The organism is Aquiflexum gelatinilyticum, from assembly GCF_024741135.1.
Taxonomy (GTDB): Bacteria; Bacteroidota; Bacteroidia; order Cytophagales; family Cyclobacteriaceae; genus Cognataquiflexum; species Cognataquiflexum gelatinilyticum.
This window is the reverse complement of record NZ_JANSUY010000001.1, coordinates 396,290-417,904: the sequence shown is the minus strand read 5'-3', so window position 1 is coordinate 417,904 and position 21,615 is coordinate 396,290. Positions and strand designations below refer to the sequence as shown.

The following is a 21,615-nucleotide window of genomic DNA, read 5'->3' as shown; positions in this document are numbered from 1 at the left end:
ATTTCAAAGCAAAAGGGTTTCAAATGAAGTAGTTTTTTGAAAAATTTACATTTTTTTTAATTAAATGGCTCAAAATATCCTTAATGTGGCTGAAAAAATCGCATTTTCATCTCAAAAAATAGAAAATTGAAAACTGAATGATAATAATTAAATTTGCGATCGGTAAAAAGAAAGGTTAGCGTGAAAAAAGTTGCATTTTATACTTTAGGTTGTAAGTTAAATTATTCAGAAACTTCCACCATCAGCAGGATGTTTGAAGCGAAAGGCTATCAAAAGGTCGACTTCGACAATACGCCTGATATTTTTATCATCAATACCTGTTCTGTGACCGAAAACGCAGACAAGAAGTGTAAAAAAATCGTCAAAGAAGCCAAAAAGATTTCCCCCAACTCTTATGTAACCATAATTGGCTGCTATGCACAATTGAAGCCGCAGGAAATCTCTGAGATAGATGGCGTTGACGCAGTATTGGGCGCTGCAGAAAAATTCAGGTTGATCGAGCTTTTGGATGGATTTGCCAAAGAACAGGAAACCAAAGTCTTGGCATCCGAAATCCAAGAGGCAAATATTTTTAACAATGCCTACTCCATGCATGACCGGACAAGGACCTTTTTGAAAGTGCAGGATGGCTGTAATTATGGATGTGCTTTTTGCACCATCCCTTTGGCAAGAGGAAAAAGCCGGAGCGATACCATCGATAACATCCTGACTTCAGTAAGAGAAATTGCCGCCACAGAAGTAAAAGAGGTGGTTTTGACAGGAGTCAATATCGGAGATTTTGGTATTCAGGAAGGGAAAAGAAAAGAAAGGTTTGCAGACCTTGTGATGGCGATTGACGAGATTGAAGGAATAGAAAGGTTCCGGATTTCTTCCATTGAACCCAATTTGCTTACCAATGAGGTCATTGAATTTGTGTCGACTTCCAAAAGATTTGTCCCTCATTTTCATATTCCCCTTCAATCCGGCAGCAATACCATTCTCCGAAGCATGGGAAGAAGGTACCTTAGGGAATTATACGAAGACAGGATTTCCAAAATCAAATCCCTGATGCCGCATTGCTGTGTCGGCGTGGATGTGATTGTGGGATTTCCGGGTGAAACAGACGAACTGTTTTTGGAAACATACAATTTCCTGAATGAACTCGATATTTCTTATCTCCATGTTTTCACCTATTCCGAAAGGGCAAATACCCGTGCAGTGGAATTGGATGGGGTCGTACCAATCAAAAAGAGAAATGAGCGCTCAAAAATGCTCAGGATTCTTTCAGAAAAGAAAAGGAGAAAATTTTATCAGGAGAATCTGGGAAGAACCTTTACCGTCCTATTCGAAGAGGATGTAGAGGATGGGAAAATACACGGCTTTACCGAAAATTATATCAGGGTAGCAGCCAAGTACGATCCGATTTTAATCAATGAACTGAAGACCGTCACCCTCAGCGAAATCAATGAAAAAGGGAATGTGGAAGCCGTTGAACCAGAGATGATGTACGAAAGGCATTGAATTTTTTCGCCTATTGAACCCCCAGCCCCTTGCCCAAGGCTAATTCCGAGCTAACGGAACCAATGGGATCATTTCCACACGCCTTGTCCTTCCCCTTTTATCTTTTCCAATTTGTAATGGGACTATTCAACAAAACGTTCAAATGAAAGATAGTTCAAGATCAATTGAATTACAAATTCAAAAAAAGAAAAATGCGTAATTTCAAATTACGCCTAGCGCCATCGCCTTTCTACGCCCTGACGGGGAAAAGGGGATTTTTGGTAGCCTTTTCACCTACTCTAATGTATGTTTTAGCTACTAGACCAAATGGATAATAGTCTGTTGGCTGGACAATGAAACTCTCCGGTACCTGAATGCTGAAATCGTCAAAAGTTGTCCCGATTTTTCGGAAGAACGCATATGAACCGACATTACTGTCAATGGATAAGTAAATATAAAAATATCCAGTCCTGCTCAAGCACATCCCATAAATGAATTCCTCCCCAGAAAGTATAGGTCAGCATATCAATGGAAACCTGAACTAATTCCTCGTACCCAATAAACTTGAATTTACCCTATTTGGTTTTACTAGGGACAATTCGGACATAAATCAAAACCATAGATAAGGTATGGAATGATAAAAATAAAGTTCCAACATAACACTATAAAGAAAATTAACTGATAAGATATTCATCGTTTGTTTTTTAATTTAATTTCTCGAATGGCTTTCATCATGAAGAAAAACACACCAACGAGCAAAAAAACAAGGATAAACTTGGAAATTAATATTGGAATAAATCCAGTACCAGCCATTCCTATGATGAATGGGAAAAATAACGATTCCAAAAGAATTAAGGTGGTGTATAAATTTTCCTTTTCCATTACTTGAAGAATTTTCGGTATTTCAAAAAAAAATTAGAGATCGTGTCGTGGATGTTGTAAATGACATTATCCCCACTTGGGTGTAGTCAAACGCCTGATGCTAGGACTGGGTGGGTGCCGATAGCTATTGGCATGTAATTCCACTCTTTAACATATTCAATTTGTAATTGAATACAAATCAAAAACCTCTAATCGAAAGGTAATTGTAGTTTATTGAATTACAAATCCTAAATTATAAGTAAGCGTAGTTACAAACTCCGCCTAGCGCCAATGCCTTTCTACGCCAGGCAGGCCATTGAATTTTTTAGCCTACTGAACCTTCTTTAACACCACCTTGGTCTTGTCTGCTTTTTCGATGTTGGTCACAAAATCCACAAAAGCAGGAAATTGGCCGGCCTGATAGACACCATCATTCATTTCCAGTTTTCGCTTGTAGACGAGACTTCTTTCTTCAAGATGGTATTCGGCAGAATAAATCCCAAAATCGGATTCCAATAAGACCTTGGAAGGAACAGACTCAGGATTGTAACCTTCAGGCAATTGGTAGGTAATCAAGTCCTCGTCAATAAAACCCATACGCCTTTCAAAAGAGGCTTTCCTTTCAGGTTTGGAGGAAATCTTCATGGAATATACATTCAATTGGTTGGGCTGCAAAAAGATACGGGTGCCGGATTTGCTGGCAATGCTTTTCACCATAATCTTCGCATCGACTTTGACAGTGGGCAGAGAACTCATTTCAGGTGAGAAATTAAAATCGACAACGTCAAAAGATGAAAGTGTCAAATTGGTCAGCAGCCAATCCTTTTTCTCAGTAGCTGACAATCCTGCCACAGTCAGCAAACTTCCATTTTCAGTCTGAAGACCGCTATTTTCAAAGTGTAAATTCCCTGTTGCTTTTCCTGTTTCATCCACTTCAAAATCAGCTTTTTGGAACAGTGTATTTTGTTCTTTGCCATATTTTGGTGTTCGGACCAATTTTCCTCTGTTTTCGGTAATCAATAAGGCATGCCTGTCTGAGGTAAAATTCCCAAGGTATCCAAAAGGATTGGTCTGAGAAGTACACTCTAACCAAATGGTATCTTTCCCGTCCGGAACTGCTAGAATGGCGTGATTGAAGTAACTTCTCGGAAATTCTTCATAAACCTTGCGCTTGCTTTCGCCACCATATATCAAGGCATAATTACTCTGAATACCGGCTTCTTTCAACATCGCCCCCATAAAGTTGGAGAGGGCCTTACAGTCTCCGTAGCCATATTTTTCTACAGTCAAAGCCTCAAAAGGCATAAATCCACCTATGCCTAGCTGAATACTCACATACCGTGTATTTTTCTGCAGGTATTCATAGATCGCTTTTGTTTTCTCTTCGGTTGTTTCAAGACCTGCTACCAGTTCATTTACCTTAGACTTTAATTGTGGGGTCAAAACATCCTTGCCAGAATTCAGGGAACCGATCCATTTTCCCATGGATTCCCATGAACTCAGGTCACCTTTGAACCCTTCATACTCAAATTCCGAAGCTCCTACAAATAATACCTTTGTTGGATTTTCATCAAGAGGTAGCATTATTTCAGGTTCAAAAGCTTCAATGTTTTCAATTTTCCAAGACTTCTCAACCATTCCACCTTCAAGTTCCTTTGTACTGAGGTATTTTTCATCGATGGTTTGTGTGAAAAATCTAAGCTTACTGGCTTTTGGATAAATGTATTTGACTTGGGCTATTTCTACAGGGATTTTGGGGTAAGACTGGGGATACCAATTAGGGAGGAAAAACAAATTCGGATATTCCACTTCATATTCAAACTCCACTGTGTATGGAAAATTCAATTGACGGAGATCCATCACTTTGATCCGGTTATCCTCATATATTGAAAATGAATTGAAATTACTGTAATCACTGATATCGCTCTTACTTCCTTTTTTGATAGTGTTTCCTATCAAATCATACACATTGCCATTGATGCTTTTTATTTTGATTTTTGGTTCGTAATCCACTTGAAGGACAGCCAAGTCATTGGCCTCTTTCTTAAATATGGTGACTACTAGTTTATTTTTCAATATGAATTCACCTGATGCACCCACTACCACCTCCTGAATGTCTTCCCTGATGACAGCCGGGGCGTTGATAATCTGTTCGGGATTTATCGTGGCGGTTGCATATTTCTGACCAAAAGAATCCTGATTTCCTGCAAACAGACAAATACAAGAAACAATAACACCACCTAAAAACGAATTTCTTTTCATGGCCTAGATCTTTTTAAGGACGATTGCTTCCTTCTGCTTATTGGCTATCAGGTCAAAAAACTCCTTAAGATTTTGATATTCTTCTGCTTTGAATAATGTTTCATTTACCTGATAACTCAGCATAATTGTGATTCTTCCATTTGAAGGTGGGGCTATCCTAAAGGAATAAACAATTGCCTTTTCATTGAATTGGGTCATGATGGATTGTGGCATTTCTTCCACAGCATATCCTTCAGGAATATCTAAGTTCAAAATCACCTGTCTCTTTTGCGGGTAAATAAAATCAATGGGAAAAACCCTGCTGTCTAATTTGAATGGGTTTTCGGAGAGGTAACTGTTTTCAAAAAGATTGAGGTATATATTTTCCCCTGAAAGGACAACTCCTTCGTTGGTTTTGATTTCATACTTTTCGACAATACCTTTTTCTTTGGAATCAAGGTTTTCAAACTGGATCGAGATCAATTCACCGCCTGTAAATTCATCGGTCATTTCTTGCTTGTATTTATCCTCGCCTGTTGAATTGATTTTGTTTTTTATAAGGGAAGATTGATAACCTTTGGTAGTTTTTTGAATGGATGATAGCATGTGGTCATCCTCCATTTTGGCAGTAATCATCGCTGTCTCGGTAGTTGGAATGGTATTAAAAATGTCTACCCAACGGGAAGCATTATTGGGGATTACTGCCCATCCTCTAAAATTCATCCCATTAATGGGCAAAAATCCAAATGGCAAAGAAGGGTCTGAAATATCCATTAAAAATTCTTTGTCAGCGGTTTTTACCAAAGCACTCAAATAATTTAACTTGTACATGACTGGGTTTCCGGGGTTCACGAAACCGCTTCCCCTTGTAGAACCTACGACCGGATGACAGTCAAAGCCCGCTTCTCTCAAAAACGCGATCAACAAAAAATTCATATCTGCCAAATTCCCCTTCCCTCCATTATATACCTTCTCTAAGGATTGAGTCGGATAAATGCTATAACTTCCGTTCCACTTTACCATTTTGGTCAAATGGTCGGAAATTGCAATCAGCTTTTCTTGCTCACTTTGCTCTGCGGAGATCAACTGTGGGACGATTTCCTGGACGAACTTATTGCGTTCAAGGTATTTTCCGAATTCAGGATCTTTGAGCAGTTCTTCAGACATGGTATTCCAACTACCCGAAAAAGTCTGTCTCTGACTGTTTGGAAACTGTAAGTATTGGAGTTGGAACTCAATTTTGGTCGAATAGCTTTGGGGGTTGTCGATATAGGGTTCAGGACGGAGTGCAGGCGCATTTTGGATCGCCCAATGGTACTTCTTTGTCGAAAAATTGACTGAATTATTGGTGGTTGTACTTTGTGCAACCCTTCCTCCGGATCTTTCAGTTTCAGACCAGTTTGCACTTCCTGTTCCTTCAGATTGCTCGTTGATGGCATATTGCTCAAATCCTTGAGCACTTTGACTAAAAGAAAAATACTCTGGATATTCCAAAGAATATTCACTCCATCTTGTCGGGATTTCGTTTTGAAATTCCCATTCTCTCAAATAGCTGAACAAATCCGATGTGATTTCATAAGAAAGCTCAACTACAGAACCTTCTTTGATGTTAGGTGCTGATATTTTTTTGATCCTGTAGGTTTTGGAAACCTCCTCTTCAAACACATGTTCTTTCCCTATTTTTTCCTTGACAATGCTACCATTGGATTCATTGTAAACAAACCCTTTAATACCACCAACCAAGTCCGTCCTACCGGGAATGGAGTAGTATGGAATCTGGAAATCCCCATAGGAAACTCCTCCTTTGGTCAGTATTTTAATTACTTTATGAAGCCTGTAAGTAATCTGAAAACCTGCCCCTGCCGAAAAAGCGATTTTTGTATCACCAATATCGGAAAGCACCACCGCCTCTGCATCAGGATCGGCTTCATACACTTTCATGGTTACTAATTCATCAGGGATTTTACCAAACTTCAATCCTTCATTTATAGTAGCAAAAGAATTGAAAACTGTCATGGACAGAAAAATTACCAAAAAGGTAAATCTTAGTTTTTTCATAGCATTGGGTGATTTATATGCTATGAAAACTAGAAACAAACTAGTTCACAAAAAATACCCAGAACTGGGTATTTTTTGATCCTCAATTATAACTGATTGATTTATAATCTGATAATTTTTTAATCAGATGTGAAATCAAAACATTCTATGAAAATTTTCAGATTTCCGGGATTATAAGGCGCTTTTGAATGAATCTTTTAAGAAAAATTCATCTACAGTTCAAAATCATACCAACACTTCTTTGGCTGCTTGGGCAGTTTTTTTCTTCTTTTTCATCTTATTGATCCAGATCAATGTACCTGTAAACGGAAGGCTGGTAGCTACCAAGCAAGCTAAAAAGTAAAGGATTTTGGAAAATGACCCATAGACGTCCCCAATATGGATTGATTTAATCGAGGAAGAAATTCTTTCATTAAAGGGCTTTTCCTTAAATATCTGAACTTCATCAATTTCCAAATCAGACTTCATTTGAATTTTGTCAGCTGCTGCGGGAGCAAAAAAACCAACTTTATACTTACTTATACTGATCATGTCTTCAGGTTTTTGTGGAAAGGATATTCTATAACTTCCTTCATAGTCAAGGAATTTGTCTGATACCTGAACAATTTTTTCAAGATCTAAAGGTACTAAAGCCTCTGATTGTTCTCCGTTTGAATCTATTTTTGTATTTGCATTACCAGAACGGTTTTCAGTTGGCTGTTCTTTGTAAGTCCCAAGTGATCTCTGTAAAGCCTCCCTATACCATGGGAATGACCAAAATGGACCTGTCGCTCCCATCATAAACAAGAAAATGATCGAGTAGAAAGCAAGTGAATTATGCAGGTCATGGTTTGTTCTTTTCCAATTCCCGGTTTTAATTTTCAATCCCTGTTTCCAGTTTTTGATCTTTCTTGGAAACCAGATAATCATCCCTGTAATCACTCCAATGGTAAAAAGAATGGTTGCTGTCCCTGTGATATAACTGCCTAGGGTTCGGTTGGGAAGTTCGCCTATCAAAGGCTTCTCGATCCTGTCCAACATCAGCCACCTGTGAAGGCTGAACAAATCCTTCATCAAATTATCCGCCCAAGAAGGTTCCGAATTATTCCCCAAAATTGCTCCTGTGTATGGATTTACAAAATAAGTTGTACCTGACCGGCTTTGGTCTCCCTCCTTTTTGACATTGATCTGCACTGACCTATTGGCTTCAAAAGGAACGGAAACAGAAATGACTTTGCCTTCAACCTGCTTTGCGGTGCTTTCCAAAATGAAATTTAATCCTAGTCTTGCTGCTCCCTTTTCTGGTGAAACCTGATAAAGATGTTTGGCAGCAGATTCCCTGATTTCAGTATTATATACATAAACAGTACCTGTGAAACATACCACTACCAAAACAAGCCCACTGATAAGTCCAGCCCAAAGGTGGATGTCATTGAAAAACTTTCTCGTTTTTTCCCATGTGGATTTAGGTTTATTGGAATTTGTCATTGTCAACAACATTTATCGGTGTTAAAATCAAATGGGTATTGAATCCTGATATCAAGGGTTTATTCAAAATCAACACCGACACAAAGATATCTATTTAGATTAAATCTAAAAAAGAATACCCTGAAAAAAAATTATCTTCAACAATTTTCAGGATTTTCGAAAAGGGTGATGACTTGTAATCAGACTGCGTAATAAAAATGCGATGTCTACGGTCCCGATTACTATTGGAATTGGAAGTAAAAAGGTAAAGTGGAGAAAAGGGTTTTCACCCAAAAAAGGGAAGATTGTTTCTTTAATTTAGATTTCAAACAATAGGGTATCAGCCAATGCAAAATAATGCCTGAAACACAAAATCCTTATCCTTCTTCAACTGATTAAAGCAAACCATCCTTTAGACTTTTTACAGCATAATCTACCGCACGGGCCGTCAAAGCCATGTAGGTTATGGAAGGATTTTGGGTCCCGGTGGATGTCATACAGGCACCGTCGGTTACAAATACGTTTTTGCAGAGGTGCATCTGATTCCAGCCATTTAGCAGGGATGTTTCGGGATCTTTTCCCATTCTTACTCCTCCCATTTCATGGATGTCAAGACCGGGTGCCTGCATGGAATCTGAAGTCCGGATATTTTTACAACCTGCTTTTTCTAGCATTGCTGTTCCCTGTTCAAAAAAGTCCCGCAGGATCTTTTCATCATTCTCATCGTATTCAACTTTGATTTTCAGAAGCGGAATACCCCATTCATCCTTCTCTTTATCGCTCAGGCTCACAAAATTGGTTTCCTTGGGTATAGTTTCCCCCTGCATCATCATAAAAACACCCCATGGACCCGGAACTGAATTCTTCTCTTTGAATTCTTCACCAAATGGTACATCTCCTGCCCCGCCCCAACCGCCTCTTCCGGCGGTATAAAAAGTCATATACCCACGAAGAAAATCCATTTCCTGTGCCTTCACATTCCTAAAATTAGGCATCATGACAGCCGTAGGTCTTCTTCCAAAATAAAAAGAATCCTCATGGCCTTCGTAGGAAGCGGATATGTTGCCCCTATAATTATGAAAAGCAACGTATTTTCCAAGTAAACCATTGTCATTACCCAACCCATTTGGAAATCTTGCCGATTTGCTATTGAGTAGGATCAGGTTGGAATTCAGTGCTGCAGCGTTCAAAAAGATGACTTTGGCAAAATATTCAACAACCTCTTTGGTGTTTCTGTCCACAACCCTGACTCCAGTTACTTTTTCCAATTGATCATCATAAATAATGGAATGGACAACGGAATCTGGTCTCAAAGTAAGGTTTCCTGTTGCAGCGGCTGCCGGTAAAGTGGCTGAATTGGAACTGAAATAGGCACCAAACGGACAACCCCGGTAACATTGGTTGCGCGCCATGCATTGTCCCCTTCCTTGCTTGAGATGTTGCTCTTGGGGTTTGGTCAAATGGGCACATCGTCCGATCATTACATGACGGTCTTTGAATTCAGCCACTATTTTGTCTCTGATTTCCTTTTCCACACAGTTCATTTCCCAAGGGGGCAAAAATTCCCCATCAGGTAAAGTGTCGACTCCGTCTTTGTTACCGCTGATCCCCACAAAACGCTCCACATAACTATACCATGGATCTATGTCATCGTACCGGATCGGCCAATCCACCGCAAAACCATCTCGGCCAGGACCCTCAAAATCATATTTGCTCCACCTTTGGGTCTGACGCGCCCAAATCAGGGATTTTCCCCCAACTTGATAACCCCTAACCCAGTCAAAAGGCTTCTCTTGGATGTAAGGATGCTCTGTATCTTTTACAAAAAAATGGGCTGTATCTTCTTTATAAGCGTAACATTTATTTACAACGGGATTTTCCAGTTTATCCGCCAAAGGAATCTGATTGCGGTGAGGCATTTCCCACGGCGCCGAAGTCATGGTAGGATAATCTTTTTTGTGCTCTACATTTCTTCCTCTTTCGAGCACAAGGGTTTTAAGGCCTTTTTCACAGAGTTCCTTTGCAGCCCAACCACCACTTATTCCAGAACCTATGACAATTGCATCAAATGTGTTTTCCATACCCATTCAAAAATTATTCGTAACGGAGTGATTCTATGGGATCAAGTTTACTTGCTTTTCTAGCCGGGAAATAACCTGATGCCAATCCAACGAAAATACAAATACCAAATGAAACAAAGATCCAAAGCCATGGGATCAAAAACCCTCCCGGTCCGATAAAATTAGCTACGACATTTCCAATGCCGATTCCAATAATTACACCCAATATTCCACCCAAAATACAGATAACAATAGCCTCAATCAGGAATTGCTGTCTGATCCTCAGTGGTGTAGCACCAAGAGCTTTTCGGATTCCGATCTCCCTCGTCCTTTCGGTAACGGAGACCAACATGATATTCATCAAACCAATTGACGCACCAAGCAAGGTGATAAAACCAATTCCAAATCCTCCAATTCTAAGATATCCCGCGACTTCCTCCAAACTTTCACCAACAGATTGGCTTTTTACCAATTCGAAGGAATCTTCCTGTCCAACCCTGTCCTGACGGATTTTTCTCATCATTCCTGTAGCTTGTCCCATTTCGTATTCAAGTTTCAAAGGATCAGAACCACTTGCCGTAATAGAAAAACGAAAAGTTCCATTTGCGTCCAGTTTACTTGTGTTTTCAACAGGTATAAAAATCGCCCTGTCTGCACCGGAACCACCTCCTACACTTCCTTGCTTTTCCAAAATGCCAACAACTGTATATCTCCTTCCAAAAACTGTAATGTAATCATTTAAAGGATTTTCATTTTTTTCAAATAGGGTTTCAACAATATCCAATCCGATGATGCAGACATTATTACCATATCTAACTTCAGTGTTGCTGAAGTTTCTTCCTTTTTCAATTTTTAAAGCCTTCATATTAAAATAAAGGTCATCCACTCCTGTAACCCTGACATTGGGATTGGTCTTTTTTGATCCTCTTTTAACTTCGGCAGCGCCTGAAACGGTTGAAAAAACAGTGGAAGGTCCTGTTGAGTTGAACGCTTCCTGAAAACTCAAAGCCTCTTTGTATCTTACTATTGGATAATTTTTTTCAGAAACGCCTTGTTGCACACCTCTCCCTCCGGAAAAGCCTTTAGACCTGATATCAAAATTATTGGCTCCCAAACCGGAAAAACTATCTTCTATCTGCGCCTTGATACCATCTATTGCTGTCAACATTCCCACCAAAGACATAATACCGATAGCGATGATAGTTCCTGTCAGGACTGTTCTCAAAAGATTTACTTTGACAGACCTTAGAGCTTCTTTAATATTTTCGACCAGATTCATGATTTGTACGAATTAGAACAATTTCAATAATTTTTTTTGAATTGCAGTTTTAATAATAATCATTATGATGAAAAAAACAGACCCAAACTGAAAATAATTTCTGTTAAAAATCCTTTCTTCCAAGTTTCGGGATTCTAATGCATCCTATCTCCCCTGATTTCGAGGTTTTTGATCACTTCTGCTTCATATTCCAACCATTCTTTCCACCTTGAATTGACTTTATCGGCGTCTTGGTACTTTCTAGCCAATTCAATAAAATTGACATAGTGACCCGCTTCCGATACCATCAGTTCATAATAGAACTTTTTGAGTTCCTCATCTTTGATTTCTTTGGAAAGCAGCTTAAACCTTTCACAGCTTCTTGCCTCAATCAGTGCATTCATCAATAAATATTCAGTCAGTTGCATCACTTTGCTTCCACCTTTTCTCACAAACTGACTGAGTTTGATTACGTATTCGTCTTTGCGAGGTTTGTCAAATGGAATCCCTCTCTTTCTGAGTTGTTCCATAACCCTTTCAAAATGGCTCCATTCTTCTGCTACTACAGGTGTCAAGGTATCCACCAAGTCGGTGAAACCGTGAAAATTCACAATGAGAGAAATGCAAGACGAAGCAGCTTTTTGCTCGCAATAGGCATGGTCAACCAAAATATCACCAATATTCATTTCGGCTATATTCACCCACCTAGGGTCTGTGGGCAGCTGTAAATGCAGCATTTTTTGTTTGGTGCTTTCTTCCCAATTCATCATCAATCAAATAAAGGCCAACTGATACCGATATCCAAAGTCCTTCTCAAACCTGTGAAATATGGCGTCACAAAATACCCCGGCTGATCCATCATATTCATATTGATATGGTTCATTCTCAGCAATACTCTTGTTCTGTTGATTCTTGCATTCAAGAAAAAATCAACCACAGGGTAGGCAAAGACATTGAATACATTTTGTATATGAAATTGCTGAATAGCAGGATTGTAGAAGTCAGCAAGGTTATCGCTCCTATATCTGCCCTCCAACCCAATCTGAACGAATATATTTTCATCAAACATGGGACTTTCATAAAAGAGCCGGGAATTGACCAATACTTCGGGTATTCTGAAATTATCTTTTCCATCTCCCGTGATGAGGGTGTAAAAAGCTTCGGCTTCCAAAAACAGTTTTTTGTTAAGGTTTGCAGAAAACTTCAGTCCGGGAATTACCATAAAAGCTTCTCCTGATGCTTGGGTTGGCACTTGTTTGTTATTAAAAAAAACATAATTATTAATTCTGTTCAAGGTGATATTTGGCCGGAGAGAAAGACTCTTAAAGTCAGCCTTTAATACACCTTGGATTTGGTCAACTCCAATATTGTCAAAATTATTCTCCCATTGGTGATGGTTTCCTACATAAAATTGCTGCATGGCGGTAGGCTTGTAAAGAGCTTTGGTATATGTTGCCTCCAAATAGGGAGATACAAAAGTGCCTTTGACCCTGAACGCGTCCGGCAATGCATATTCTCCTTCAGCCTCAAACCGCCATTTTTCACTAATATCTCCACGAAGTGCTCCTCCGATAAAAAATTCACTGAATGATCCCTGTTCGACAAAATTTGGAGAAATCATCCTGCCGCTTCTGAATTTTACAAAGGCATTATAATAAACCGGTCCTAAATCGCCCTTAAACCCAAATTCATTTCTCCAATCCGTAAATTTGTTTCTATTGTAAGTAGTGTCCTTATCCAAAATCCTAATTGGAGAAATTAAATTAAAAAAAGCAGAATCAGAGGAGGTAGCCAAAGGCGAAAAGAATGAAACCTCTTGTTTCCTCCTATCAAAAACATGGTAAATCTGCCAACCTTTGATTAGTTCGTACTCATGGTACAGGTGATAATCCTGCCGCAAATCAATGGCTCGGGAATCTCTCAACCATACCTTAGCATCTTCATAGGCAAAAAGTAAAGAAGTTGAATCGATTTCAGGAGAAATTATGCCTCCCTGTTCATTGACCAGGTGCCTCATTCTTGAAAAACTCCCCATAAGGAAATATTTCCCATCCTCAGATCTGTAATTGGTATGAAGGGCATAGGCATTTTGCTCAGTCAAATTATCATCTCTTGCATTGGGGTTAAGGGTTTTTCTAGCCCTTATGGTCTTAAAATTAAAGCCGATGTTCCACCGTGGATTGACATTTCTCGCAAAAACCAGGTCCAGCATATTTCTGTTTCCACCACCAAAAAAAGCATTCATCTGCGTGTAAGGCGACTTGGTATCGTAATACCGCATGCTGTCAGGACCAAAATAATAGGGGTCATATACCTCAAACCCCGAAGTCGTCCCTATCATTTCCGGTACTTGGTAAAAAATCGGCTTTGCTGCGCTTCCTACATTTCCAAGATCCTGATACATCCACTTTGACTTTGGTATTGGTTCAAAATAGTGGAAGTTATACAAAGAGGTATCCCCTTCAATTTTTCTGATTCGGTTTCTCTTGACATCCTTTTCTAAAAAATAAAGACTGGTCTTTGGTCCAAAAACCATTTTGGTACTGTCATCGATCAGCTTTTTCCTGCCTTGGGATTCCTCTTTTTGCTCTTGTTCTCCTTCCTGATTTTGTTGAGGCGGAAAACCCGTTGGGTTACCCGACTGAGGAATCCTCGGCCTGACCTGCGCCTGAAGGCTTAAATTCCAAATACCGGAAAACAAAAAAAGAAACAGAATAAATTTAAATCTCACGGATATAGGCTTTGTCCTTGACAGTTTTGGTGATACGCTCAATCAGGTATTGGCTATCGGATTCTTCCAGATCAACTTTGATAGGCAAGGCAAAAATCGGAATTTCCACCAAATATTCATGAAAAGACGCATCTTTAAGTTTGACAGCATCTTTTTCGGTGGTCAACACCATAGCTTCACCATGGTTTTTGACCATTTCGAGAATTCTTCGAATATCAGCTAATGTATACCGATGATGGTCCGCAAAAGTTATTGTTTCTACCACTTCAAATTTTTTTCCTGCAGCTTCTTTAAACAGACTGTCATTTGCAATTCCTGAAACAAGAATAACTTTCTTTTTTGTTTTTACATCTGTATGAAACAATGGCTCGGGATTTCCATATTTTATCCCGGCAAAAAGAACGGGAGCTTCGGAATATTTCCTGATTCCTGCTTCAAAAAAAGATTTTTCGGTTCTAGAAAGTGATGCAGGACATTTGGTCACAATGATAAGGTCAGCTCTTTTAGCGCCTTTGGCATTTTCTCTCAACGTGCCCAAAGGCAAAACTTTATCTTTAAAAAATGGATTTTGGAAGGTTGTCAATAGAATACTGAAATCTGCCTTTACATAGCGATGCTGAAAGGCATCATCCAACAATATCAATTCCGTTTCAGGATTATGGAAAATAATCTGTGGGATTGCCATTACCCTTTCTTCCCCAACAGCCACTATAACATCTTTACCGAATTTGGAATAAATTTGGAAAGGCTCATCCCCAATGTCTATTGGACCAAGATTTGGTTCAGCCAATAAAAAACCCTTGGACTTTCGCCCATATCCCCGGCTCAATGTGGCTAATCGGTATTTGTCCCTGAAGGATTCAATCAAAAATTCCACCATGGGAGTTTTTCCTGATCCACCAAGGTTAAGATTTCCAACCACCACCGTTGGGATCAAAAATTCAGTACTTTTCTTTTTCTGTGTGTCAAACATGTCATTGCGGTATCGGGTGACGCCGTCATACAACAATGAGAAAGGATAAAGAAATGGTTCATACCAGCGCATTGGCTATTTTTCCTTAGTTTTGGACAAAGTAAAACAAAAAATATGGTTTACAAGATCAAGGATATTGTTTCTTATCTGGAGAAAATTGCTCCTCCATCTTATCAAGAATCTTATGACAACGCCCAACTGATCACAGGAAATCCGCACGATACCCTCAAAGGTGTACTTTGCTCACTCGATGCCACCGAAGAAGTGGTGGATGAAGCAATTTCACTTGGCTGCAACATGATTGTGGCACATCATCCCATTGTTTTCAAAGGATTAAAAAGTTTGACAGGAAGGAATTATGTTGAAAAGACGGTCATCAAAGCAATCAAAAACGATATTGCAATTTATGCTATTCACACTAATCTTGATCATGTTTCCCACGGAGTAAATAAAAAAATCTGTGAGGTCATCGGTTTGACCAATACCCGCATTTTACAACCAAAGAAAGATCTCCTTTCTAAGCTAGTGACTTTTGTGCCACATGAAGCTTCAGAAAAAGTATTAAAGGCCTTGTTCGATGCAGGTGCAGGCAAAATAGGGGAATATTCTGGCTGCAGTTTTCTGTCAGATGGCACCGGCACTTTTACGCCATCTTCACAAGCCAATCCACATAAGGGGATTCCAGAATCCGCTCATCGGGAACCCGAAACAAGGATTGAAGTCCTATTGCCAAGTTACCTGGAAAAAAAAGTACTCCATGCGCTACGCGAATCACATCCCTATGAAGAAGTAGCCTATTATTTCCAAAAACTAGAAAATGAAAATCAAGAAATCGGTGCAGGGATGGTCGCTGAATTGGAAGAATCTATGGATGAAATGGCTTTCTTGAAAATGTTAAAAGAAAAGATGAATCTTGGTACAATCAAGCATACGTCCCTTCTTGGAAAAAAAATCAGGAAAGTTGCTGTCTGTGGTGGGGCCGGGATTTTTTTGCTTCCTGATGCCAAAAAATCAGGTGCTGATATATTTATTACTTCAGATATCAAATACCATGAATTCTTTGATGCTGAAAATCAGATCATTATTTGCGACATCGGTCATTATGAAAGTGAAATTTATACAAAAGAATTACTCGGGGATGTATTGTCGCAAAAATTTACTAATATTGCACTCTATTTGACAAAAGTCATCACAAATCCCATAACTTATCTGTAGTAAATGGAAAGTACAGTTGCACAGAAGCTTGAAGCCTTACTAAACCTTCAGAAAATAGATTCCAGACTTGATTCGATTTTTAAAGTAAGAGGAGCACTCCCCGAAGAAGTCCAAGACCTTGAAGATGAAATAGCAGGATACGAAACCAGATTACAAAAATTCCATACGGATACTGTAGCTCTGGAGGAGGATATCAAAAGATTCAAAGATAACATCAAGGAATCTGAGAAACTTATAAAAAAGTATCAGGAACAGCAAATGAACGTCAGAAACAACCGTGAATATGACGCCATTACCAAGGAACTTGAACTTCAGGATTTGGAAATCCAGGTCTCCAAGAAAAAAATCGGAGAGGCGCAAGCCAAAATCGAATTCAAAAACAATGAGGTGAATGAACTTCAGGAAATTTTGAAAGAGAGACAAAAAGACCTCAACAACAAAAAGGATGAATTGGGTACCATTGTTTCCGAAAGCGAAAATGATGAGTCCAAATTAAAAAGTGAAAGAGAGAAGGCTATCAAGAAAATTGAAGATAGACTTGTAAAATCTTACACTAAAATCCGTACTAATGCCAAAAATGGTTTGGCAGTAGTAATGGTCAAAAGAGGTGCATGTGGTGGTTGCTTCAATGTAGTGCCTCCACAAAGACAAGCTGATATCAGAGAAAAGAAAAAAATCATTGTCTGCGAACATTGCGGTAGGGTTTTTGCCGGTGTTGAAGATGAGATTGAAGAAGAAGGCTTGAAGAAAAAAAGAAGTAGAGCATAAAATCATCAAAAAAGCCCGATTTATTCGGGCTTTTTTGATTATACAAAATATTCGATTAAAGATTTTTTTGGGGTTGCAAAGAAGTTATAATTTTTATAGTTTGCTTCTGTGAAAAAAGGAATTATTATCGCTTTTCTTTGTTTTTTGACCTTTTCGGGTTTTTCCAAAAACCCCGAAGGAAAGACTTTCTTACTTATTTTTGATAAAGCAGAATTAAAAGCCAACAAAACCTCCACAGATTTTATTGAGCTTAGCCTGATGCACCTTTTCTCCACCAAAGCATATAATGGCAATTCTGATGCTGCCATAATGGTCAAAATCCCATATGACGGAATAGATAAAAAACAGCTTGGTGATTTATTCATCAGGGTGAATGACAAAAGGATATCCCCACTCAGCGAAATAGCAGTACAGATCATCGATCTCGATGAAAGCAAAACTGCTTATTCCACAATGTTGTCTTCATACGAGGACAGGATGCTTAAACTCAAAAAATCCAATAAAGCACTTAAAGCAACCCCTACACCATAAGGTGATCGGCACTGTTGTATTTTTCGATCCTGAATAATCCCATTTCATTTTGGTGCAAAAGATAAAGACCAAGGTTTTGATGTAGAAATACATCCATAAACTTTAAGTCATATCCTAGCATCAAACTTAACAAAACGCGCATTGCCCTTCCATGCATGCAGATAAGTATTGTTTTCTCCGGCTGGGAAAGAATATATTTGATTCCTTTTTCCAATCTTTTTGCTACTAAATTTGGACTCTCACCTCCCTCAATTGCAAAATCCAAATCCCCTGAAGCCCATTTTTGAAGCATGTCAGTGTAATAATGATTTTCTTCATGGGTCATTGGAACTCCTTCATATCTTCCCCAAGATATTTCATTAAGCTGGGGAATTGCCTCATGGGGCAATCCCAATTCAATAAAGCCCTGAACAGATTGCTTGGTCCGCTGTAAACCTGTATAAAAAACCTTCTCAAAAGGGACATCTTTATAAAAGTCAAAAAAAGCTTGAGCCTGTTTGTGGCCATTCCAATTCAGTGGCGCATCAATTCCGCTTCCCTGAACTACACCTTTGAGATTATAATCAGTTTGTCCATGGCGGACAAGGTAGATTTTTTTAGTTAGCAAGATTACTTATTTTTGTTTCTGAGTCCAAAGAAAAAACTTTTATCCCGGATTACATGATATTTGAACCAAACATTAGCCTTGAAGTTCTCAACAGTTGGGGAGAAAATACGATGACGGATTTTTTGGATATCAATTTTACAAAAATAGGGGAAGATTACCTCGAAGCCACAATGCCTGTCAACGCTAAAACCAAACAGCCCCTTGGACTGTTACATGGAGGAGCCAATGTAGTACTGGCAGAAACCCTTGGAAGTGTGGCGGCAACACTTACCATCGATACTACGAAGCAATACTGTGTAGGATTGGAAATCAATGCAAATCACCTCAAATCCGTAAAAGAAGGTTCCGTTACCGGTATAACCAAACCTATCCATCTTGGAAAAAAAACCCAGGTTTGGGAAGTGAAAATTTATACTGACCAAGGAGATCTTTCATGTATCAGCAGAATCACCATGGCCGTCATTGACAAAAGATGAAATGGATATAATTTTAGATACCCATCTTAAAAATCTGGAGCACTATCTCGTCAGTCTCCTTTCCAAAAATATGGAAGAAGGCAACCAAATAGCTATTTGGAGGAAGCCAAAATCCTCTTTTATCCAAATTTTGATTGATAAATCAGGAATAACAAAAAGAGTGTCTCCCAATCTGGAAGATTTGCCGGCGGGGTTTATCGTGCATCCTTTCGATGACCAATTAGATCAAAAAGCATATTTTTTGGAAGCTGATTCCTATTTCAAAATCGATATTTCCATTCCATTCGAGGAGCAAAGCGGGACTTTGGAGGAAGTTGGGTTTTCCTCTCCAATTCCTGATTTGAAAAGAAAAATCCGGAAAATAATAACAGCCATAGGGTCACAAAATGAGGTTTTTCAGGAAACAAGCAAAGTTGACTTCATGAATCTGGTTGAAAAAGGAATCCGATCCATAGAAGACGGCGAGCTTCACAAAATTGTCCCTGCCAGGATCAAAAAAATCAAATTGAATCCCGAATTTGATTTGATTAAGTCATTCAACCAACTCGTAAGGTCTTACCCAAATGCTTTCGTCAATTTCTTCCATATCCCCGAGGTAGGAACATGGATAGGTGCTTCACCTGAAATTTTGATCCAAACCCAAGGTGATGAATTCTATACCATGTCCCTAGCAGGTACCCAAAAAGCCCATGGAGAAAATCCACTTAAATCAGCAACTTGGACACAAAAGGAAATTGAGGAACAGGCACTAGTAAGCAGGTACATAGTAGATTGCTTCAAAAAAATCCGGCTGAGGGAATATGATGAACATGGGCCAAAAACCGTCCTTGCAGGAAATCTCCTTCACTTACGGTCGGATTTTAAAGTCAATATGAAATCGACAAATTTTCCTCAACTTGGCTCTGTGATGCTTCAACTTCTGCATCCTACCTCAGCTGTCTGCGGCATGCCAAGATATAAAGCACTAGAATTTCTTCATAAAAACGAACCTTTCAACAGGTCGTTCTATGCAGGATTCATTGGTCCTGTCAACGTAGAGGAAGAAACTTCCATTTATGTCAATCTTAGGACAGCCAGGCTGGTACAAGGAAATGCCATACTGTATGCCGGTGCTGGAGTGACTGAAGACTCGATTCCAGAAAATGAGTGGGAAGAAACAGAAATGAAATGTGACATCATTGCAAAACACCTTAACTGAACAAAAAATTGGTCCTTCAGCCCATCATTGATATCGCTTCTGTTTGCGCATTAAAGGGTATAAAAAACGCAATCCTTTCCCCGGGATCAAGATGCGCCCCCATCACCCTATCCTTTTCCAGACATCCAGATATCAATTGCAAAACCATCTCAGATGAAAGATCAGCAGCTTTCATCGCCCTTGGCATGGCCCAACAGTTGGAACAACCTGTTGTTTTGGTATGTACCTCAGGTTCGGCGGCATACAATTACGCTCCGGCCATCGCTGAGGCCTTTTTTCAACAGGTTCCATTAATTGTCATCACAGCAGATCGACCACCTGAGTGGATTGATCAGTGGGATGGTCAAACGATCCGACAAACTGAGATTTATGGCAAGCATGTAAAGGGATTCTTTCAGTTCCCCGATGAATTTGGGCATCCTGACAAGGTTTGGCATGCAAATAGGATAATGAATGAAGCCATTAATCTTTCCAATCAATTTCCAGCCGGGCCGGTACATATTAATATCCCTTTACGGGAACCTTTTTATCCTGAAAACTCGGAATCTTTTGATTTTTCAAAAACTCCAAGAATCATTGAGCCTGTTTATTCCAAAGCTGATTTGTCAGAAAAAGATAAACAGAATTTGATTTCGTCGCTTTCAACTTTCAAAAAAATCCTGATTGTGCCAGGTCAACAAAAGCCTGATGCTGCAATTCAAAATATCTTAGATAAATTGGTGAGGAATGGTAACGCTGTAGTAGTAGCTGATACCATTTCCAATATGCAATCCGATGATACTATCAATTATCATGATCATTTTGTCGGAAATGGGAATCTCAATCAGCTATTGAATCCTGATATTGTCTTGACTTTTGGCAAATCAATCATATCCAAAAATTTAAAGATTTTTTTAAGAAACTCAAAAGCTGAACATTGGCACATTCAACCTGCAGGCTATGTTCCTGACACCTACAGGGGTTTGACCAAAATAATCCATTGTCAGGTTTTGGAGGTTTTGAATTTGATGAATCAAACCTTAAAATCCGAATTCAGTTTTGTTTCTTCCTGGAAAAAATCGGAAAACACGGTTCAGGAAAATTTTGACAACATATTGGAAAATGCAGAATTTGGAGAATATCGAGCAATTTCAACTTGCCTAAAAGCAATTCCACCATCATCCAAAATCCACCTTGCCAATAGCATGGCTGTCAGGTATGTCAACTTTTTCGGAAAGAGAGAACATGAAATATTTTGCAACAGAGGCACAAGCGGCATAGATGGCAGCAACAGCACAGCGATTGGATGTGCATTTGCCGTGGAGGAATTTGTTACCCTTGTGACGGGAGATATGGCATTCTTTTATGACCGCAATGCTTTTTGGCATAATTACCGCATCTCCAATCTCCGAATAATTTTATTGAACAACCATGCTGGGGGAATATTCAGGCTAATTGAAGGACCTTCCAAGCAACCCGAATTAGAGGAATATTTTGAAACCAATCAGAAGTTGGATGGGAAAAGTCTGGCACATGAATTTGGATTTGGGTATCACATTTCAACAAACATGGAAAGCCTTAAAATTGGTCTCGTTGATTTCTATACCAAATCTGACAGCCCAAAAATCCTTGAAATCCAATCCGAAAGCTCTAAAAATGCAGAAATCCTAAAATGGGTTAAATCTAAAATCAACGAGTTATTTTAAAAAAAAACCGGAAGAAATTCCGGTTTTT

General features: G+C 39.1%; 18 protein-coding genes. 7 read left to right on the top strand and 11 right to left on the bottom strand.

The annotated features are described in order from the left end of the window. Positions 1 to 180: 180 nt before the first annotated feature. The gene (mtaB, locus tag NU887_RS01755) at positions 181 to 1,500 is read left to right on the top strand and encodes a tRNA (N(6)-L-threonylcarbamoyladenosine(37)-C(2))-methylthiotransferase MtaB (protein ID WP_258421632.1); all 1,320 of its coding nucleotides are present in this window, start codon (positions 181 to 183) and stop codon (positions 1,498 to 1,500) included. 229 nt (positions 1,501 to 1,729) lie between these two features. Here the strand turns inward: mtaB and NU887_RS01750 are convergent, their stop codons facing one another. The 10 genes from NU887_RS01750 to lpxK all read right to left on the bottom strand — a co-directional run bounded on the left by NU887_RS01750 (position 1,730) and on the right by lpxK (position 15,179). Continuing rightward, positions 1,730 to 1,963 (bottom strand): hypothetical protein, encoded by a 234-nt coding sequence (locus tag NU887_RS01750; protein WP_258421631.1) that lies wholly within the window; start codon positions 1,961 to 1,963, stop codon positions 1,730 to 1,732. Positions 1,964 to 2,169: 206 nt separating this feature from the next. Beyond that, complete coding sequence (locus NU887_RS01745) at positions 2,170 to 2,361, bottom strand: hypothetical protein (protein WP_258421630.1); 192 nt, start codon at positions 2,359 to 2,361, stop codon at positions 2,170 to 2,172. Between the two features lie 309 nt (positions 2,362 to 2,670). Continuing rightward, positions 2,671 to 4,602, bottom strand: coding sequence for a DUF3857 domain-containing transglutaminase family protein (locus tag NU887_RS01740; RefSeq protein ID WP_258421629.1), 1,932 nt, complete (start codon positions 4,600 to 4,602; stop codon positions 2,671 to 2,673). Positions 4,603 to 4,605: 3 nt separating this feature from the next. Continuing rightward, positions 4,606 to 6,639 (bottom strand): transglutaminase family protein, encoded by a 2,034-nt coding sequence (locus NU887_RS01735; RefSeq protein WP_258421628.1) that lies wholly within the window; start codon positions 6,637 to 6,639, stop codon positions 4,606 to 4,608. A gap of 225 nt (positions 6,640 to 6,864) precedes the next feature. After that, positions 6,865 to 8,106: a PepSY-associated TM helix domain-containing protein gene (locus NU887_RS01730; protein WP_258421627.1), complete on the bottom strand. Its 1,242-nt coding sequence runs from the start codon at positions 8,104 to 8,106 to the stop codon at positions 6,865 to 6,867. Between the two features lie 374 nt (positions 8,107 to 8,480). Then, entirely contained in the window at positions 8,481 to 10,172 is a 1,692-nt protein-coding gene (locus NU887_RS01725) for a GMC oxidoreductase (protein ID WP_258421626.1), read from the bottom strand. 7 nt (positions 10,173 to 10,179) lie between these two features. After that, the gene (locus tag NU887_RS01720) at positions 10,180 to 11,424 is read right to left on the bottom strand and encodes an ABC transporter permease (protein WP_258421625.1); all 1,245 of its coding nucleotides are present in this window, start codon (positions 11,422 to 11,424) and stop codon (positions 10,180 to 10,182) included. Positions 11,425 to 11,558: 134 nt separating this feature from the next. Continuing rightward, positions 11,559 to 12,140, bottom strand: coding sequence for a MiaE family protein (locus NU887_RS01715; protein WP_258421624.1), 582 nt, complete (start codon positions 12,138 to 12,140; stop codon positions 11,559 to 11,561). Between the two features lie 32 nt (positions 12,141 to 12,172). Further along, the gene (locus NU887_RS01710) at positions 12,173 to 14,134 is read right to left on the bottom strand and encodes a putative porin (protein WP_258421623.1); all 1,962 of its coding nucleotides are present in this window, start codon (positions 14,132 to 14,134) and stop codon (positions 12,173 to 12,175) included. Continuing rightward, a complete protein-coding gene (lpxK, locus tag NU887_RS01705) occupies positions 14,124 to 15,179 on the bottom strand; it encodes a tetraacyldisaccharide 4'-kinase (RefSeq protein ID WP_258421622.1) in 1,056 nt (351 codons plus the stop codon). The genes NU887_RS01710 and lpxK overlap by 11 nt, the downstream gene beginning before the upstream one ends. Positions 15,180 to 15,221: 42 nt before the next feature. Here lpxK and NU887_RS01700 point away from each other — a divergent pair, with 42 nt between their 5' ends. The 3 genes from NU887_RS01700 to NU887_RS01690 all read left to right on the top strand — a co-directional run bounded on the left by NU887_RS01700 (position 15,222) and on the right by NU887_RS01690 (position 17,621). Continuing rightward, on the top strand, positions 15,222 to 16,322 hold the full coding sequence (locus tag NU887_RS01700; RefSeq protein ID WP_258421621.1) for a Nif3-like dinuclear metal center hexameric protein: 1,101 nt from the start codon (positions 15,222 to 15,224) through the stop codon (positions 16,320 to 16,322). Between the two features lie 3 nt (positions 16,323 to 16,325). Next, positions 16,326 to 17,090, top strand: coding sequence for a zinc ribbon domain-containing protein (locus NU887_RS01695; RefSeq protein WP_258421620.1), 765 nt, complete (start codon positions 16,326 to 16,328; stop codon positions 17,088 to 17,090). 108 nt (positions 17,091 to 17,198) lie between these two features. Beyond that, entirely contained in the window at positions 17,199 to 17,621 is a 423-nt protein-coding gene (locus NU887_RS01690; RefSeq protein WP_258421619.1) for a hypothetical protein, read from the top strand. On the opposite strand, the gene NU887_RS01685 is transcribed toward NU887_RS01690, so the two are convergent. Further along, a complete protein-coding gene (locus NU887_RS01685; protein ID WP_258421618.1) occupies positions 17,611 to 18,228 on the bottom strand; it encodes a histidine phosphatase family protein in 618 nt (205 codons plus the stop codon). The two genes, NU887_RS01690 and NU887_RS01685, sit on opposite strands and share 11 nt — an antisense overlap. Before the next feature lie 53 nt (positions 18,229 to 18,281). Between NU887_RS01685 and NU887_RS01680 the strand changes: the two genes are divergently transcribed. Genes NU887_RS01680 through menD form a run of 3 tightly spaced genes read left to right on the top strand, consistent with a single transcriptional unit; the run spans position 18,282 to position 21,587 of the window. Continuing rightward, the gene (locus tag NU887_RS01680; protein ID WP_258421617.1) at positions 18,282 to 18,704 is read left to right on the top strand and encodes a hotdog fold thioesterase; all 423 of its coding nucleotides are present in this window, start codon (positions 18,282 to 18,284) and stop codon (positions 18,702 to 18,704) included. Position 18,705: 1 nt separating this feature from the next. Further along, positions 18,706 to 19,902 (top strand): chorismate-binding protein, encoded by a 1,197-nt coding sequence (locus NU887_RS01675; protein ID WP_258421616.1) that lies wholly within the window; start codon positions 18,706 to 18,708, stop codon positions 19,900 to 19,902. An 8-nt stretch (positions 19,903 to 19,910) separates the two neighbouring features. After that, positions 19,911 to 21,587, top strand: coding sequence for a 2-succinyl-5-enolpyruvyl-6-hydroxy-3-cyclohexene-1-carboxylic-acid synthase (menD, locus tag NU887_RS01670; protein ID WP_258421615.1), 1,677 nt, complete (start codon positions 19,911 to 19,913; stop codon positions 21,585 to 21,587). Positions 21,588 to 21,615: the final 28 nt, after the last annotated feature.